The organism is Bradyrhizobium sp. AZCC 2262, from assembly GCF_036924535.1.
Classification (GTDB): Bacteria; Pseudomonadota; Alphaproteobacteria; order Rhizobiales; family Xanthobacteraceae; genus Bradyrhizobium.
This window is the reverse complement of the sequence record NZ_JAZHRT010000001.1, coordinates 183,365-198,137: the sequence shown is the minus strand read 5'-3', so window position 1 is coordinate 198,137 and position 14,773 is coordinate 183,365. Positions and strand designations below refer to the sequence as shown.

The following is a 14,773-nucleotide window of genomic DNA, read 5'->3' as shown; positions in this document are numbered from 1 at the left end:
AAGACGCTGCAAAGCGTGCCGTGAATCGTCCCTCACTGAGCGAGGCTGAAAACTACGCCGCCTCGTAGGACGGTACGGGCAACGCGGTCACCGACTTGATTTTTTCCATGGCGAAGCGCGACGTCACATTCTTCACCAGCGCGACCGAGCCGATCAGCTTCCTGTAAAAGATATCATAGCTCCGCATGTCGGCGACGACGACGCGCAGCATGTAGTCGACGTCCCCAGCCATACGGTAGAACTCAATGACTTCAGGCATGGCACTGACGGCTTGCGCGAATTTCTTCAGCCACGCATCGGAGTGGTCGTTGCTCTCGACCGAGACGAACACCGACAATCCAAGGCCGATCTTGTTCTGGTCGACCAACGCGACCTTGCCGGTGATGATGCCTTCGTTCTCCATACGCTGGACGCGCTTCCAGCACGGCGTGGACGAAAGGCCAACCCGCTCGCCGATCTCGGCCACGGATAGCGATGCATCTTCCTGGAGCACCCTAAGGATCTTCCGGTCGATCGCGTCGATACGGCGCACGACTTCCGGAGCAATCTCGATGATGTCGGTCATATATAGAACTTTCTTCTAAGACATACCCAAATACGAAAGGTACTTAGAAAATAATTCCAATCAAGCCGCTCCCTATTTCGAAAAAAGTCCCTGCGAGAGAAAGTCTTGCTGCTCTGGCTTTCTTTTCCAGCCTTTTCCCACTTGGCCCACTGCTGGCGCTGGAAAGAACCGACCGTCGATATCGCCGTCGTCTAGGCACCCACCCTTTCAGTGCCGGCCGCGTCAGCGCTCCCGAACGAAGCGACAAGTGACAAGCGGGTGCGATCGAACGTTCACTTGCGCAACGGGCGACGAATGAAATCCGTGGCGCTATACTCATGCCGCCGAATTCTGGCAGGAGCGCCGTGCGGATGATGCGGTGATGGGAGGACGAGTTCGACCGGCTAAGGGAGCACGGTCGCGTCATCAAAATGAGTGCCTGACGAAAGCGAGTTCAAAGTGAGGTTGCTCCCTTAGGTCGCACGTCCATTAGTTCGACATGTTGGTGTCAAGAAGCGCCAGAAGTGAGCGCACCACGACTAATCGCCGACGTCCGATGGTTGTCGTGACGATACGCCCAGCTCCTATCAACTCGTAAAGCTTCGTGCGTCCCAAGCCAGTCACTCCGCATGCATCGTCAATCGTGCAGGTGAGCCGCTGGGCGAATGGCATTGTGCTCGGTTCTGCGGCTTTCGGAGCGGATAGACTGACTGATGACTGTTGTCCGCCAGTTTTCTCTCGTCGATTGTATCTCACGTAGGCCTCCTACTCGCACAAAGCTCGACGGGACAAGAGTTCATCGTGCGACAAGCAACGTCAATGCGAACATCCGAGGGCGCTAGCGCACGACAGCGCACGTCAGCGGCGGTTTGAATATTTCCGGACACCAAGGGCGACGAGGAAGTTTTTCGCGAATGCGCCAGCGACGGTGAGGCATCGCGCCGAGGCGGCAGTAGATTCCGCAAGTGCTCGCTGCTGTTCACCAGCGTCTTAATCAACCAACGCTGCTTGATTGCTACCTAAGTGCCTGAATTTGCTGGCGCTCCCTAGGGGAATCGAACCCTGTTTCAGCCTTGAGAGAGCCAAATAATGGGTCTGCCTCCGTCCGCCGATGTCCGCTGACGTCCAATTATTTCAATGGGTTGAATGTCCACAATCCGGTATTGTTCGCCGACGTACACCGTCATATATTCGACAGATATTCGACGTATAACAGTGCGGCAAACGATATGTCGAAGACACTCACCGAGGCTCAGGTCACGACGGCTAACGCGCGCTCCAGGCTCGAGCTCGGCGTGCATTGGCGTCGCCTCGATGCGGAAGCGCATCTGGGCTATCGCAAAGGAAAACAGGGCGGCGTTTGGTTTGTCCGCTGGCGTAATCACCACAAAGGCGGAAACTACAGGCAGGTGCCAGTCGGCGTCGCCAACGACATCAATGACAAGCCCGCCGCCGGGATTCTGACCTACGAACAGGCCGTGAGAACGGCACGGGAGGCGGTAGCTCGTGCCAGAACAGAAGCCGCGTCACAAGCGGCGGGCCCAGCTCCTACCGTGCGATCGGCCGTTGAATCCTACGTCAAGGAACGCGACGCTCGAGAAAGACGCCGAACAGGTCGCGACGTCCGATCCGACGCCGGTACCAAGCTGCGGCGATACGTTCTTGGTCAAGAAAAGCGCGGCAACCAGGAAGCTGCGGAACCAGCTCCTCTTGCATCGGTGCATCTGCATGTCTTGAAAGAAGGCGACTTGATAACGTGGCGTGAGGGTTTGCCGGAGGACTTAAAGGTCACGACCAAGCAGCGGTTCGTGAATGACCTCAAGGCCGCACTAAACGCCGCGTGGCCGCGGCTATCGGCAGATCGGAAGACACTAAACCCGGCGTTCCTCGCCATCGTGAAAGCCGGCTTCAAAGCCGAGCGGATCGATGATGATGATGTTGTGTCGGTTGCTCGGGATAACCAGATTCTCACGGATGAGAAGGTTGGCGCCATCCTTCAAGCTGCGTGTGAAGTCGATCAGAAGCAAGGATTTGATGGCGATCTATATCGGATCGCCGTATGTCTGGCCGCGACCGGCGCGCGGTATGCCCAGGTCAGGCGAATGCGCGTGGGCGACGTACAGGTTTCTGCACGGCGTCTGATGGTGCCGGGTTCCTACAAGGGGCGCGGCGGCAATAGCGGCTCAGACCCAGTTCCAGTGGGCGACGATGTGATTGAGGTGCTCATTCCCGCAACCGCCGGGCGGCCAAGCGATGCACCTCTTTTCGAGCGATGGATCCATGAACAGGAGCCGGGGGGTATCGCTTGGAAAAAGTCTGAACGCGGTCCGTGGAAAAGAGGCGAACTTGCACGTCCCTGGAAGGCCATTCGCGAGCGCGCCGGCATGCCGGTGATTCCCTATGCTTTGCGGCACTCGAGCATCGTGCGCGGTCTCCGAAAGGGTTTGCCCATTCAACAGGTCGCCAAACTGCACAACACCTCAGTCAAAATGATCGAGCGGCACTACGCGAAATACATTGCGACCGCCTTGGAAGACCTCGCAAGGGCGGCAGTCGTGTCCCTGGTGCGGCGGAGCGATGGAAACGTGGTGCCGATGGGAAAACGCGCGTAAGGGATCATCCTGCGTCAAATTACTCAGTCCCTTCCAAGGTCCAGCGCTTCGAGGAGTTCGCTTCCGTTTGCCCAGCGACTCACCTGTACGATTGACGAAGCATGCCAGGCGACCGGCTTGGAGCACCTTCTCACGACAACGGTTGGACGTTGACGGCTGGTACTAATCCGTTCGCTTCCGAGCAGACTTGCCGCCCGCATGTGTTCCAAAGACCGTTTCGTCAACCAGGCGCCAATACGCTTCCACGACCTTGGTGTCCTTGCCAGATAGTCCGCTCGTAACCTGCATTTCAGGCCCGAACCCGGAGAGCGTGGCGGTGAGGCTGACCATCATATAATGAAAAAGAATCGGATCGGCCGCGGCAAGCAGCCCCTGCTTCTGGGCTGCGACGATCTGCGGAATCAATCGTTCCAGAAGCGGCGCCACCACCGTTTCCGCAACCCACTTCAGCCGTGGATTGTTCAAAAGCGATTCCTGACGCATGAACCGGTGAAATTCGGGGAATGCGACCGTGTAGCGAAACAGCGTGGCGTATTCCTCTCGCAATCGGGCAAGCGGCGAAAGCTCGGAGTTTTCCGGCGCCGAACTATCCCAACCTGCCCTGATCTGTTCGAACGCATGCTCGGCCGCGGCCCGCCACAGAATATCCTTGCTGCGATAATGGTATGTGATCAGCGGATGTTGCAAGCCGAGGCGGTCGGCAATGGCGCGAATGCTGGCCCCTTCAAATCCGCGCTCGGCGAATTCAGCAATCGCAGCGTCCAGAATCGAGGCTCGCGTTTCGAGCGCGCGCTGTTGCTCGGCCCTCTTGCGCGGGCGCTCTCGCCGGACAGTTTTCTTCGCCATTTGGCCTTCGATTAACATGGTTCCCAACCGAACGCCAAGCTAAGTGTTGATTGGCCATTCCTGAGCGCATCGCAGGCCGCCGGTTGTCCGGTACATACCCCTCTCATGCATGTTCGGCGGCAGGAGCGTCCACAACTCGCCCGGCGCCTGCCGGAGCCTTTTCTTCAGCTGGATAACGATAGGGACCGAGAGAGAGTATCGCACCGCTTGCGAGAAGCATGAACGCGCAAAACGTCCAGAGGGCGGGTTCGTAGGAATGCAGCCGCTCGAAGGCCAGGCCCATCATGTAGGGTCCGACAGCCGAACCGACTACGAAGCTGGCGAACAGGTATCCGTACAACTGCCCGAAGCGTTTCATTCCGAAATATCGGGACGTCAGAAATCCAATCATGTCAATTTCGGTACCGGATGCCAGACCGAGACTGATGATGCCCACGACCGGTGAAATGGCACTGTCGAGCAAGTAGATCCCCAGGCACGGGAGCAGAAAAAAGAACGCCGCGACGAAAGGCGCGAAGATCCTGTCAACCAGATATCCGGATAGCAGGCGCCCGGCCATCGTGGAGAGGCCAACGGCAATCATCAGGGCGGCTGCCGCTTCGGGCGAATAGCCCTTGTCCGTCAAGAGCGGCACCGTGTGTACGACCAATCCTTGCGTCACGGTCGAAACCAGCAACAAGGCGCAAGCGATGAGCCAGAACCGGCGGCCGCCCAGCGCCTCCCGCACCTCGAGGTCGGGCGGCCGGTCTTCGGAAGCAGAAGATTGCGCGACCACGCTGTCGGCCGCAGTGTCTGCCTTGGTCGGCTCGCGAATGAACAGAAACACTGCCGGAAAGGCCACCATCAGCGTGAGCAGGCCGAGGCCAGCATAGGCTGCGCGCCAGCCGAGATTACCGATGAGAAACTGGGTGTACTGCGGAACCAGGGCCGCTCCCAGACCGATCCCGCTCATCGTTATTCCCAGCACCAGTCCTCGCCTGTCGTCAAACCAGGCAGAGACACATTTTGCATAACCGAGCGGCCCCTGGCCTGATCCCAAAACGCCGGTGATCGCAAACAACAACATGAATACGGCCATTGATTTCGGGGTCAGAGCAATGAGTGCGACGCTTGAAGCGCAAAGGACGGCGATCGGAAGCAGAACGGTGCGGACACCCCAGCGATCCATCATTGATCCCACGAAGGGAACGGTGATCGCGGAGAAGATTGCGGCAATGCCGCCGGCGGCAGAGATGCTGGCGCGATCCCAGCCGAATTCCTGATTCAGCGGTTTGATGAACAGGCCTAACGTGTACAGAATGACCGGTCCTTGAGCCACCACCATCGACAACGTCGCGCCGAACACGATCCACCATCTGCTTCCGAAAGCTATTCCTTGAGACATGTTTCCCCCTCTCCCGCTCTTTTCGATCGACTTTGCTCAGTGCCCTGACTTCGCGAGAGCATCTCGGGCGGCTTCTTCCGCATCGTGCTCGAAGACCCACTTTCCCTGCGCCATCCATTCGCGCAGGCGCTCGGCCTTTTCCGAAGGGTTGTCATGCTCGGAGCGATAGAGTTTGCCTGCGGCGCGCGCGAGCGCCTGGACGCGGCTGGTCCGCGCCAGCCTGAGCGCCTCATACAGCTTCAGGCGGCCTGCGACATCGACGGCAGTACATCCCTCCAGAACAACCGCAAGCGTAATTGCATCTTCGATTGACTGACCAGCGCCCTGACCCACGTGGGGGACCATGGGATGTGCCGCATCGCCCATCAGCGTGATGCGGCCCGTCGACCAGTACGGCAACGGGGCGCGATCGTAGATTCCCCAACGAAAGGTCTCGTCGAGCGAATGGATGGTGTCCCGGACGCGCTTGTCCCAACCGGCATATTCGGCGGCCAACGCCTTGAGGTCGCCTGGCGCAGACCAGGATTCCTCCGACTTGGTGTCAGTGGGAACGAAAGCCACCATGTTGATCAACCGCCCGCCGGCGACGGGATAAAGCAGGAAACTCCGGCCTGATCCAAGCCAAAGCGCGGGGTCTGTGAGATCGTGGGCCCAGGCGAGCCGCTCGGCGGGGATCAATCCGCGGTAGGCCATGATTCCTTCGCTTGTCGGGCGACTGTGCAGCCCGATTTCGCGCTGGACGACGGAACGAATTCCGTCAGCACCGATCAAGACGTCTGCGTCCGCAGCAACGCCGTTCGCGAACGAAAAGCGGACCCGATCGCCGTCTTCCCCAAGCTGGATGCACCGATGACCAAGATTGACCGTTCCTCTCGGTAGTGCGGCAAATAGCAGGTTCAGGAAGTCGGCACGATGAACGTTGTAGCCCTGACCACCATCCCGCGAAAACGCAGGCGTTGCCGGCCCCGCCGGAGTGGTGATCGCATCGCCTTGCGACGTGCTTAGTGTAATGTTGCTGATGGGTGAGCCGATCTTCCGCAGTTGATCATCGAGGCCGATGCGCTTCAGCAACCGGGCGGCATTTGGATGGAGCGAGACCCCGGCTCCGATCTCCCTGACAACTTCGGCCTGCTCGAACACGGTTACATGAAGACCCCGCGCCCGAAGTGCGAGCGCAGCAGTCAGACCGCCAATACCGCCGCCGATGATTGCAATGCGAAGCGAGCCAGGCATTTCCTTCAGACCTTTTCTGTGCGCCGCAACTGCGGACCGCGCGAGATTACCGATTGGCTGCGACTATCCGCGGGACATCTCGGCCGATACGCCACGCATGCGCTTTTCGCTATGCTCATGTGCCGGTTCTCGTTGCGCCGGCGAATTCCTCGATCATCGCCTCGCGCATCGCAAACTTCTGGACCTTGCCGGTCACCGTGGACGGGAAGCTCTCCACGAACCGGATGTGGCGGGGGATCTTGTAGTGCGAGATACGGTCCTGGCAAAACTTGCGGACGCCCTCCTCATCGAGGGTGACGCCGGCCTTTGCAACGATCCACGCGCAGAGTTCTTCACCGTATTTCGTGTCGGGAACGCCGAATACCTGGACGTCCTGGATATCCGGATGCTGATACAGATATTCTTCGACTTCACGCGGATAGATGTTCTCGCCACCGCGGATCACCATGTCCTTGATCCTGCCGACGATGCGGCAATAGCCATCATTGTCGATCGTCGCCAGGTCGCCGGTATGCATCCAGCCGGCCGTATCGATCGCGTCCCTGGTCCGCGCCTCATCGTCCCAGTAGCCAAGCATGACCGAGTAGCCTCTCGTGCAGAGCTCGCCGGCTTCGCCGCGCGGAACGACCCGGCCGTCTCGATCCACAATCTTGACCTCGAGATGCGGCTGGATCCTGCCGACCGTGGAGACACGCAGCTCGAGCGGATCCTCCCGGCTGCTCTGGAAGCTGACGGGACTGGTTTCGGTCATCCCATAGGCGATGGTTATTTCGCCCATATGCATGACTGAGGCGACTTCCTTCATGACCTCGATCGGGCATGGAGCTCCCGCCATGATGCCCCGCCGTAACGAACTCAAATCGAAGCGCGAGAATTCGGCGTGATTGAGTTGGGCGATGAACATCGTGGGTACCCCGTAGAGTACATCGCAGCGTTCGGCTTCAACGGTCTCCAGCGTCCGCAACGGATCGAAGGCCTCGGATGGATAGACCATTGTTGCGGCATGGGTCACGCAACCGAGGTTTCCCATCACCATGCCGAAACAATGATACAGCGGCACCGGAATGCAAACGCGGGAACCAGGCTCGATTCCGGTGGCTTCTCCGACAAAGAAGCCGTTGTTGATCAGATTGTGATGCGAGAGCGTGGCGCCTTTGGGCAATCCCGTGGTGCCGCTCGTAAACTGGATATTGACGGCATCGTCGATCTGGATCGTCCCCGAAATCGCGTCGAGCCGCTCGTTACCGACCTGCTTGCCGATCTCCAATATCCGCTCAAACGCGACGAGGCCGTCATGCTTTCCTTCGATTGAGATGACGTAGCGCAGCTCCGGCAGCCGTACACTCCTCAGTTCGCTGCTTCCGCTACGCAGCTCCGGAACCAGTTCGCGAATCATGGCGATATAGTCGCTGGTCTTGAAGCGAGTGGCTGATATCAGCGCGCGGCATCCCACGGTTCGGAGGGCGTGTTCCAGTTCGCTCAGGCGATGGGCAGGATTGACGTTGACCAGGATCAGGCCCGCTTTCGCCGTCGCAAACTGCGCGATGGTCCATTCAGCGCAGTTCGGGGCCCAGATGCCGACGCGATCGCCCGGCTCGAGGCCGAGCGCCAGCAGCCCCGATGCGAATGCGTCAGAGCGCGCCTTGAGTTCCGAATAGGTCCAGCGAATGTTCTGGTGCGTCACAACCAGCGCCTCGCGAGAGCCGTCGATCGCAGCCACTTCGTCCAGAAGCGCGCCGATCGTCTTCCCGATCAAGGGCGCGCCGCTATTGCCATGCACATAACTTTCGCGCTGCACGACCACCTCCAATGGCCTCTGTCCCTGATGCTCGACCGGCATGGGCTGCATGCCGCCGACGCCCTACTTCCCCTCGAACGCCATCGCCGGGGGTTCGATGTCCTTGTCGAAGGCCGCCGCCGCATTTGCGAATCCGCGCTGCGCATCGCCGCCGTCGTAGAGCTCCATGGCGACATCGAGCATCATGAGGTCGGCGGCAGCTACCCCTCCGCTCGACCACGCCTTGAGCAGCGTTCGTGTTGCAGCGTACGAGCGGGTTGGCCCGGTCGCGAGCTGCTGCGTCAGCGCGGCCGCGGTCGCTGCGAGTTCTTGTTCAGGCACTACGTGGGTCGCAATTCCGAGTGTCCCTGCTTCGCGGCCTGATATTGGTTCGCCCAGCATCGCAAATCGCGACGCGCGCGCCCGACCGGCGCGCTCCGCGATGCGCTGCAGGGCGCCGGCGATCGGAAGCATCGCCGTCGTGACTTCCACGCAACGGAAGATCGTGTTCTCGGCCGCGACGAGGAAATCACAGGCCAATGCAAGCTCGAAGCCGCCGCCGAAGGCGATACCCTGCACCACGGCAACTGTCGGGATCTTCAGCATTTCGATTGCGCGATACGACACGTTCACATCCGCCACGAACGTCCTGAACCAGTTGACGTCTTTTCCCGGCCATTCCCGCACTTCGCCGCCGAAGCTGAAATGCGGCCCCTCGGAACGGATCACGAGCACGCGGATGTCGCTCTGGCTGGCCTGGTGCACGGCGGTTCGCAAGGTTTCCGCGAAGCGCGAGTCGACCCGGTTGAAGGGAGGATCGCCCAGCACAAGATTTCCGATGGCACCGTCTCGTTCGAATCGGACTGTCGTCATGGTAATTCTTCCTCCTTGTGCCGGCGTCAGGCCGGACGTCGGCCAGCGGGTTCCGGGATGATCGGCAACAGCAGATGCGACGGCCGGTCCGCGTCGCGATAGATCCGGTGCGTGACGGTCTTGCTGCTGCAAACGTGGTACGGGATGTACTCGACATTGGTCATTGCGCCGGTGCCGGTCGGGACATCCATCGACGTGATGTCGAGACAGATCCGGTGCCCCGCCTTAAACTGGTTTGCGGTGGCGAGGATCTGGATCTGGTACTCGACCACTTCTCCCGGCGTCACCGGCGCGATCGCATCCTGGGTGAGCTTGTGGAACGGCTCCCAGGGCTTCGAACGTTTCTCGTCGAGCGCCCGATACGATGCCTTCAGCCAGCCGCGCGTCAGCTCGCGTTCGGGCAGCGTCGACGGAACGTCGCGCTCACCTTCGCGCGCGGTCCGAACCGAGACGTCCGGTCCGACGTCCTTGAGCACGATAATCCAGTTGGTATCTTCCTGATCGATCGCCGCGTGCAGCGTCAGCGTGATCGGGCCGGCGACGGTGACGTCGTGCGGCAGGGGATCGGTCATGTAGCGCAGCCGCTCGACCTTTGTCGTCCGCGTCACCGGCATCTGCGTGAAGACATCGGGCTCGCGGACCGCGGCGCCTGCCTCCGAGGCCGGACGCGGCGGTTCGGTCGACAGCGTCTCCCAATGGGAGAGATAGTATTTGGTCCACTGCGTCTCCGGCAGCGGCCAATCGGTTCCGGTCCGCCACTCGTTGGCGCCCATCAGCCAGTAGCGCACCGGCGGCTCGTCCATGATACCGGTGTTCTTCCCCTTCAGCCAATGGTCATACCAGCGGATGATCTCGTCGTGATGCTGATGGAACGGCCGCTCCAGGTGAGCCGGCCCGGTAAACAGCAGCTTCTTTGGCGCATCGACATTGCCGAAGTAGTGCTGCGCGCCCAGCCAATGGAGCTTGTACGTGTAGGCGTAGGCTCCCGAGCCGGTATAGAACGGTATCTTGATTTTCTTGAAGGTCTCTTCGGCGCGCTCGACGGTGCCGTCGAGTTCCCAGGGATGCGTCATCATCAGATACATGATGAACGTGCGCTGACCCTTTTGCGTGAGGATGTTGTAGAGGTTGATGTACTGCTTGTAGTCGGGATTGCGCATTGCCCGGCGCCAGAGCTCCTCCTCCGCGGCGGGAAGTTCACTGGGTCGATCCCGCGATTCGTGCACCGTGCTGAAGACGTCGAGCAGATAAGGGAAGGAATGCAGCACGCCGCCGGGATTGAAGTCGCGGAATCCGAACATGCCGCCATAGGCGCTGCAAGCGTCATAGGGAAAGATGGCTTTCAGCGCCGGGTGTCCCTGCGCCGCCGCGCGCCATTGCTCGCCGGCAAATCCGGAGATACCGACCATTCCGACCTTGCCATCCGACCACGGCTGCTGCGTGATCCAATCGATCAGATCGTAGTGGTCGGTGTCCTCGTGGCCGTAATGCCCTTCTGACTTGGCGGAGCCCCTGGGCTGCGCAATCACGTGAATGTAGCCGTTGGCGATGAAGCGCCGTGTGTCGCCCGCCTCGATCGGGCCGAACCAGAGCGGCGCATGCGCCGGCTGCGGCGGCAGGATGTCCGCGATGTCGGGACCCTGGATGTCCTTGTTGTGCAGCGCCGACGCGTACAGCACGGGATATTTGCCCGGCGCATCCGGGCGGTAGACGTCGACGGCCAGCCGCGTGCCGTCCCGCATGGCGACGTAAATGTCCCGTTCCTCGATCATCGCTCGTCTCCGCCCGGTTTTCGCGGCGCTGGCCGCCGACATTTTGCGATCGCGGCTTGCAACAGCGGCACCGCATAACCGGACTCATAGCATTTTACTTTACGATCGTAAAGTATAATATTGATCACGACCGCGTGCGGTCGTTCGGAATCGAATCTCACCCCTGCAAGGAGAGCTGAATATGGACGTCACGAGGTTTCTGCCGCTGCTTGGCCGCCTGCTTATCGGCCTGCCGTTTCTCATGAGCGGCGTTGGCAAGCTAACCACCTATGCGGCAACGACGGCCTATATCGGCAGTGTCGGCTTGCCGCTGGCCCCGCTTGGCTGGGCGATTGCCGTTGCCTTCGAGATCGGCGGCGGTCTGCTGCTGGTGCTTGGTTTTCGTGCGCGAACGGTTGCGCTCGGCGTGGCCGTGTTCACGTTGGCAACGGCGATCTTCTTTCACAGGAATTTCGCCGACCAGAATCAGATGATCCATTTTCTCAAGAACATCATGATCATCGGCGGGCTGTTGCAGATCGCGCATTTTGGCGCCGGGCGCTTCAGTCTGGACGCGCGCGATCTGAAAAATGTCAGGGCGTGACGACTGGAGGGACTGACTCCTGGCTGGCCGGCTAGGCTTTCGCAGACCGTCCAGCCTTCTTCCTGCCGACCGGCGGTTTCGGCACCTTGCCCGTATCCACCGGAAACTGCTTCAGGCGGTCGACGAACCATCGGCCGGCCGGTCCAGGCGGTGACTTGGTCTGCCACACTGCCGACATCGGCAGCATCAAACCATCCGGCGGCACGTCCTCGATCGGCAGCACGGCAAGGCGCCCCTCTGCCAGATCCTTGCGCACGGCATGTAATGGCATGCCGCCCCATCCAAGACCCTGGAGCAGGAAATGATGCTTGGCAAAGAGATCCGCAAGCCGCCAGGTCGCGGACGACATAACGCCGAATTCGCGCCCCGAAGATAGCTCCGACCTGTCGGTGAGAACGATCTGGGTATGTTTTCCAAGAACCGCCTTGGGAATTTTGCCGCGGTAGGCAGCCAGCGCATGGTCGCGGGCGGCAACCATCAGAAACGCGATGCCGGGCAACCGCTCATAACTCAGCGTATCCGGAATCACCGGCAGCGATCCGATCACGCCGATGCTGCAGCGGCCGTCGAGCACGGGCTGGATGGCGCCGCCGAGCGCCTCGACATAGATGCGGAGCGCCACGCCCGGATAGTTCTGCCGAAACTCCTTGGCCGCCTGGGTAATCGCGTCGATCGGATAGAAGACGTCGATCACGACAGACAATTCCGGCTCCAGGCCGGCTGACATGCCCTTGGCCCGGGCCTTCATCTGGTCGACGCCTGCGATGATGCTGCGCGCATCGCCCAGAACGGCCGATCCCGCCGCGGTGAGTTTGGGGTAGCGGCCGGCTCGGTCGAACAATTGCACGCCGATCTGCTCCTCGAGCTTGCTGATGCTCTCGCTCACGACCGACTGCGCGCGCAACAACTTGCGCGAGGCGGCAGAAAAACTTCCTTCATCGACCGCGGCGATGAAGGTGCGCAATTGATCGAGAGAGACGGCGTCGAGCATGGAACCTACCTATCGATCAAACCGATACTAAACGCTGGATGCTACTGCCCGATTGGCGGTCATATCAACCGGCGAGCTCGGACCGTGAGCCCTTTCCTGCGACCGTGGACACCGGTCAGAGCGCCCATTGATCTTCCTGATCGCTCCGGTCGCTGTTGTTCAGGCGCCGGACGATCTCCTCGCTCATCGCGGGATCGCTGGCGACCGCGATCGTGAGGCCTTGCGGTGTGACGATCTCGCGGCCTTTGGCCTCGACCGGGAAATGTTCCGATCGGAGCGGCAAGCGCTGATCGGAGCTCCACGGCCGGCCCCTGGCCATACGTTGCAAAAGCTGAACTCCATCTGATCCAAACATTGGCTTGCTCCATTCGTTTACGTCTTCAACCGCGCTAATCGCTTCAGCCTCTTGCGCCTGCCAGGACACCCTGGTTGTGCAACCGCCGGCCGATGTCGGCGATGTTGCTCTCGCCGATGCGCAACGCATCCGCGTTGGTGTGCACGGAGTAGTGACCGGTCACGAGGTCGTGGGGGTGCTTGACCGCGGAGCCGAGGATGAAGCCGGCATCGGACAGCGCTTCAAACTCGATCGCCTGATCGCCCGCCTCGAACACGACGAGTTCGCCCGCCGATACCTGCGCCGGCGTCGTCACGATGCCCTGATGCGACGCGATCCAGGCGACGTCGTGCCCCTTGGCCGGCTCGAAGATCCAGCGTTCGCCGGCCTTGAGGCGCACGTCGAGGTAGGTGATGCCTTTAGGCGAGGCGACGATGCTTTTCACACCTTCGTATTCGCCGGCGATAACCCTCGCCGGACCGGCAAAATGGAAGTCGGAAGCGCCGAGGTATTGGCTTTCGGGTTCGGCAAGTTCGAGCTCGGGCGGCATCGCGACCCAGAGCTGAAAGCCCTTGATCCGCTCGGCGCCGAACATTCCGCCGGTATGCCAGACGCCGCTGCTGGCGCGCATCCACTCGACACCGCCGGTCTCGATGACGCCTTCGCGACCGGTGGTCTCCTTGTAGAAGGCCTGCCCGGCCAAAATGACGGTCAACGTCGCAATACCCGAATGGGGATGAAAGCCGAATTTGGGTGCGGTCGCCGGATCGGCGTCGAAGTAGTCGAGAAACACGAACGGCTTGATCAGTTCCCCGACGTCACCCGGACTAACCAGCCGGGTGACGCGCCCATGCGAGTGTCCACGCGTGCGCAGAACAATCTGCCGGGAAATCTCTTCATCGCGGTTCGAACGCGTGAACACTGCATCGGTCTTCATTGTCGTTCTCCTGAGGTTTGACCATCTCTCGGTTTCGAAGCTCAGCCATTGACCCGGCGAAGCAAGGCAACGAGTTCATCGCGGCGCAGGTAGACAACCAGCGCGTTGAGGACGCCGAGCACGACCGCCGGGACCGGGCTGGTGTGCAGGAAGAACAGATGGGTTGCGACAGCGCCGATCATGGTGCCGCCGAGCCACAGCGCGCCGAGCGAAGCCAGACCGGGAACCAGCAGCGCGACGGCGCCGACCACTTCGACGACGCCGGTCACGATGCGAAACCCTTGGCCGAGTCCGACCTGCTCGAACAGGTCGACCATGAAGGGAACGCCGGCCAGTTTGGCGGCGCCGGCGGCAAGAAACGCCGCTGCGATGATACCCTGCAACGTCCAGGCGCCGATACGACGGGAAGGACGGACGGATGAGATAGAAGCTGCACTCATATTGGTCTCCATTGGGTGTGAGGTTGACAGTGAGGAGAAGCTAGGAGCCCGGCTGCCATAGTAACAGCCGATTTATTCAGATAATATCCATCGGATTATCCGATATATCGCTGATGCCCAAAACCCGGAGCGAGATGGATGTTTCCGGTGCGGCCGGGATGGGGATATCTCTCGGCGGCACGATCTCGCGAGGCGCCCGCGCCTGGTCGGACGTGATCGGCCCCCGAGTCTGGCTCAAAAAGCAGTATCGTAAAACCGGGCATCGCCAACTGGCTCGTCATGGCCGGGCTTGTCGCGGGCATCCACGACTTAGCCTTGTCGGCCCAAGAAAGACGTGGATGGCCGGGACAAGCCCGGCCATGACGGAAAATGACTCATTTTCAACACGTCGGGAAAAGCATGAAAATGCTGGTCGCTTTTCCGGTCAGGCTCTCTCCACGAGGGGAC

Annotated in this window: 13 protein-coding genes; 2 read left to right on the top strand and 11 right to left on the bottom strand. The window is 60.6% G+C overall.

Annotated elements, in window-relative coordinates:
- Positions 1 to 52: 52 nt before the first annotated feature.
- Positions 53 to 565 (bottom strand): Lrp/AsnC family transcriptional regulator, encoded by a 513-nt coding sequence (locus V1283_RS00990; protein WP_334384593.1) that lies wholly within the window; start codon positions 563 to 565, stop codon positions 53 to 55.
- 1,208 nt (positions 566 to 1,773) lie between these two features.
- Here V1283_RS00990 and V1283_RS00985 point away from each other — a divergent pair.
- The gene (locus V1283_RS00985; RefSeq protein WP_334384592.1) at positions 1,774 to 3,156 is read left to right on the top strand and encodes a tyrosine-type recombinase/integrase; all 1,383 of its coding nucleotides are present in this window, start codon (positions 1,774 to 1,776) and stop codon (positions 3,154 to 3,156) included.
- Between the two features lie 162 nt (positions 3,157 to 3,318).
- Here the strand turns inward: V1283_RS00985 and V1283_RS00980 are convergent, their stop codons facing one another.
- From V1283_RS00980 to V1283_RS00955, 6 genes are all read right to left on the bottom strand, one after another.
- The gene (locus V1283_RS00980) at positions 3,319 to 4,002 is read right to left on the bottom strand and encodes a TetR/AcrR family transcriptional regulator (protein ID WP_334384591.1); all 684 of its coding nucleotides are present in this window, start codon (positions 4,000 to 4,002) and stop codon (positions 3,319 to 3,321) included.
- Positions 4,003 to 4,105: 103 nt separating this feature from the next.
- On the bottom strand, positions 4,106 to 5,347 hold the full coding sequence (locus V1283_RS00975; RefSeq protein WP_334384590.1) for an MFS transporter: 1,242 nt from the start codon (positions 5,345 to 5,347) through the stop codon (positions 4,106 to 4,108).
- Between the two features lie 75 nt (positions 5,348 to 5,422).
- Positions 5,423 to 6,619, bottom strand: a complete 1,197-nt coding sequence (locus tag V1283_RS00970) for an FAD-dependent monooxygenase (RefSeq protein WP_334384589.1) — start codon at positions 6,617 to 6,619, stop codon at positions 5,423 to 5,425.
- A gap of 115 nt (positions 6,620 to 6,734) precedes the next feature.
- On the bottom strand, positions 6,735 to 8,459 hold the full coding sequence (locus tag V1283_RS00965) for an AMP-binding protein (protein ID WP_442895837.1): 1,725 nt from the start codon (positions 8,457 to 8,459) through the stop codon (positions 6,735 to 6,737).
- A 21-nt stretch (positions 8,460 to 8,480) separates the two neighbouring features.
- The gene (locus tag V1283_RS00960; RefSeq protein WP_334384588.1) at positions 8,481 to 9,269 is read right to left on the bottom strand and encodes an enoyl-CoA hydratase/isomerase family protein; all 789 of its coding nucleotides are present in this window, start codon (positions 9,267 to 9,269) and stop codon (positions 8,481 to 8,483) included.
- 26 nt (positions 9,270 to 9,295) lie between these two features.
- The gene (locus tag V1283_RS00955) at positions 9,296 to 11,041 is read right to left on the bottom strand and encodes a CocE/NonD family hydrolase (RefSeq protein WP_334384587.1); all 1,746 of its coding nucleotides are present in this window, start codon (positions 11,039 to 11,041) and stop codon (positions 9,296 to 9,298) included.
- Positions 11,042 to 11,222: 181 nt separating this feature from the next.
- Here V1283_RS00955 and V1283_RS00950 point away from each other — a divergent pair, with 181 nt between their 5' ends.
- Positions 11,223 to 11,624: a DoxX family protein gene (locus V1283_RS00950; protein ID WP_334384586.1), complete on the top strand. Its 402-nt coding sequence runs from the start codon at positions 11,223 to 11,225 to the stop codon at positions 11,622 to 11,624.
- Positions 11,625 to 11,655: 31 nt separating this feature from the next.
- On the opposite strand, the gene V1283_RS00945 is transcribed toward V1283_RS00950, so the two are convergent.
- The 4 genes from V1283_RS00945 to V1283_RS00930 form a co-directional block, all read right to left on the bottom strand.
- Positions 11,656 to 12,615 (bottom strand): LysR family transcriptional regulator, encoded by a 960-nt coding sequence (locus V1283_RS00945; protein WP_334384585.1) that lies wholly within the window; start codon positions 12,613 to 12,615, stop codon positions 11,656 to 11,658.
- 115 nt (positions 12,616 to 12,730) lie between these two features.
- Positions 12,731 to 12,898, bottom strand: a complete 168-nt coding sequence (locus V1283_RS00940; protein WP_334384584.1) for a hypothetical protein — start codon at positions 12,896 to 12,898, stop codon at positions 12,731 to 12,733.
- Positions 12,899 to 13,013: 115 nt separating this feature from the next.
- Positions 13,014 to 13,886 carry a pirin family protein gene (locus V1283_RS00935; RefSeq protein ID WP_334384583.1) on the bottom strand — a complete coding sequence of 291 codons (873 nt, stop codon included), beginning with the start codon at positions 13,884 to 13,886 and terminating at the stop codon, positions 13,014 to 13,016.
- 41 nt (positions 13,887 to 13,927) lie between these two features.
- On the bottom strand, positions 13,928 to 14,326 hold the full coding sequence (locus V1283_RS00930) for a DoxX family protein (RefSeq protein ID WP_334384582.1): 399 nt from the start codon (positions 14,324 to 14,326) through the stop codon (positions 13,928 to 13,930).
- Between the last annotated feature and the right edge of the window lie 447 nt (positions 14,327 to 14,773).

Excerpts from the sequence above, each read along its gene's own strand:
- V1283_RS00990 (WP_334384593.1), bottom strand. The coding sequence starts at position 565 with ATGACCGACATCATCGAGATTGCTCCGGAAGTCGTGCGCCGTATCGAC.
- V1283_RS00985 (WP_334384592.1), top strand. The coding sequence starts at position 1,774 with ATGTCGAAGACACTCACCGAGGCTCAGGTCACGACGGCTAACGCGCGC.
- V1283_RS00980 (WP_334384591.1), bottom strand. The coding sequence starts at position 4,002 with ATGGCGAAGAAAACTGTCCGGCGAGAGCGCCCGCGCAAGAGGGCCGAG.
- V1283_RS00970 (WP_334384589.1), bottom strand. The coding sequence starts at position 6,619 with ATGCCTGGCTCGCTTCGCATTGCAATCATCGGCGGCGGTATTGGCGGT.
- V1283_RS00965 (WP_442895837.1), bottom strand. The coding sequence starts at position 8,459 with ATGCCGGTCGAGCATCAGGGACAGAGGCCATTGGAGGTGGTCGTGCAG.
- V1283_RS00960 (WP_334384588.1), bottom strand. The coding sequence starts at position 9,269 with ATGACGACAGTCCGATTCGAACGAGACGGTGCCATCGGAAATCTTGTG.
- V1283_RS00955 (WP_334384587.1), bottom strand. The coding sequence starts at position 11,041 with ATGATCGAGGAACGGGACATTTACGTCGCCATGCGGGACGGCACGCGG.
- V1283_RS00950 (WP_334384586.1), top strand. The coding sequence starts at position 11,223 with ATGGACGTCACGAGGTTTCTGCCGCTGCTTGGCCGCCTGCTTATCGGC.
- V1283_RS00945 (WP_334384585.1), bottom strand. The coding sequence starts at position 12,615 with ATGCTCGACGCCGTCTCTCTCGATCAATTGCGCACCTTCATCGCCGCG.
- V1283_RS00935 (WP_334384583.1), bottom strand. The coding sequence starts at position 13,886 with ATGAAGACCGATGCAGTGTTCACGCGTTCGAACCGCGATGAAGAGATT.
- V1283_RS00930 (WP_334384582.1), bottom strand. The coding sequence starts at position 14,326 with ATGAGTGCAGCTTCTATCTCATCCGTCCGTCCTTCCCGTCGTATCGGC.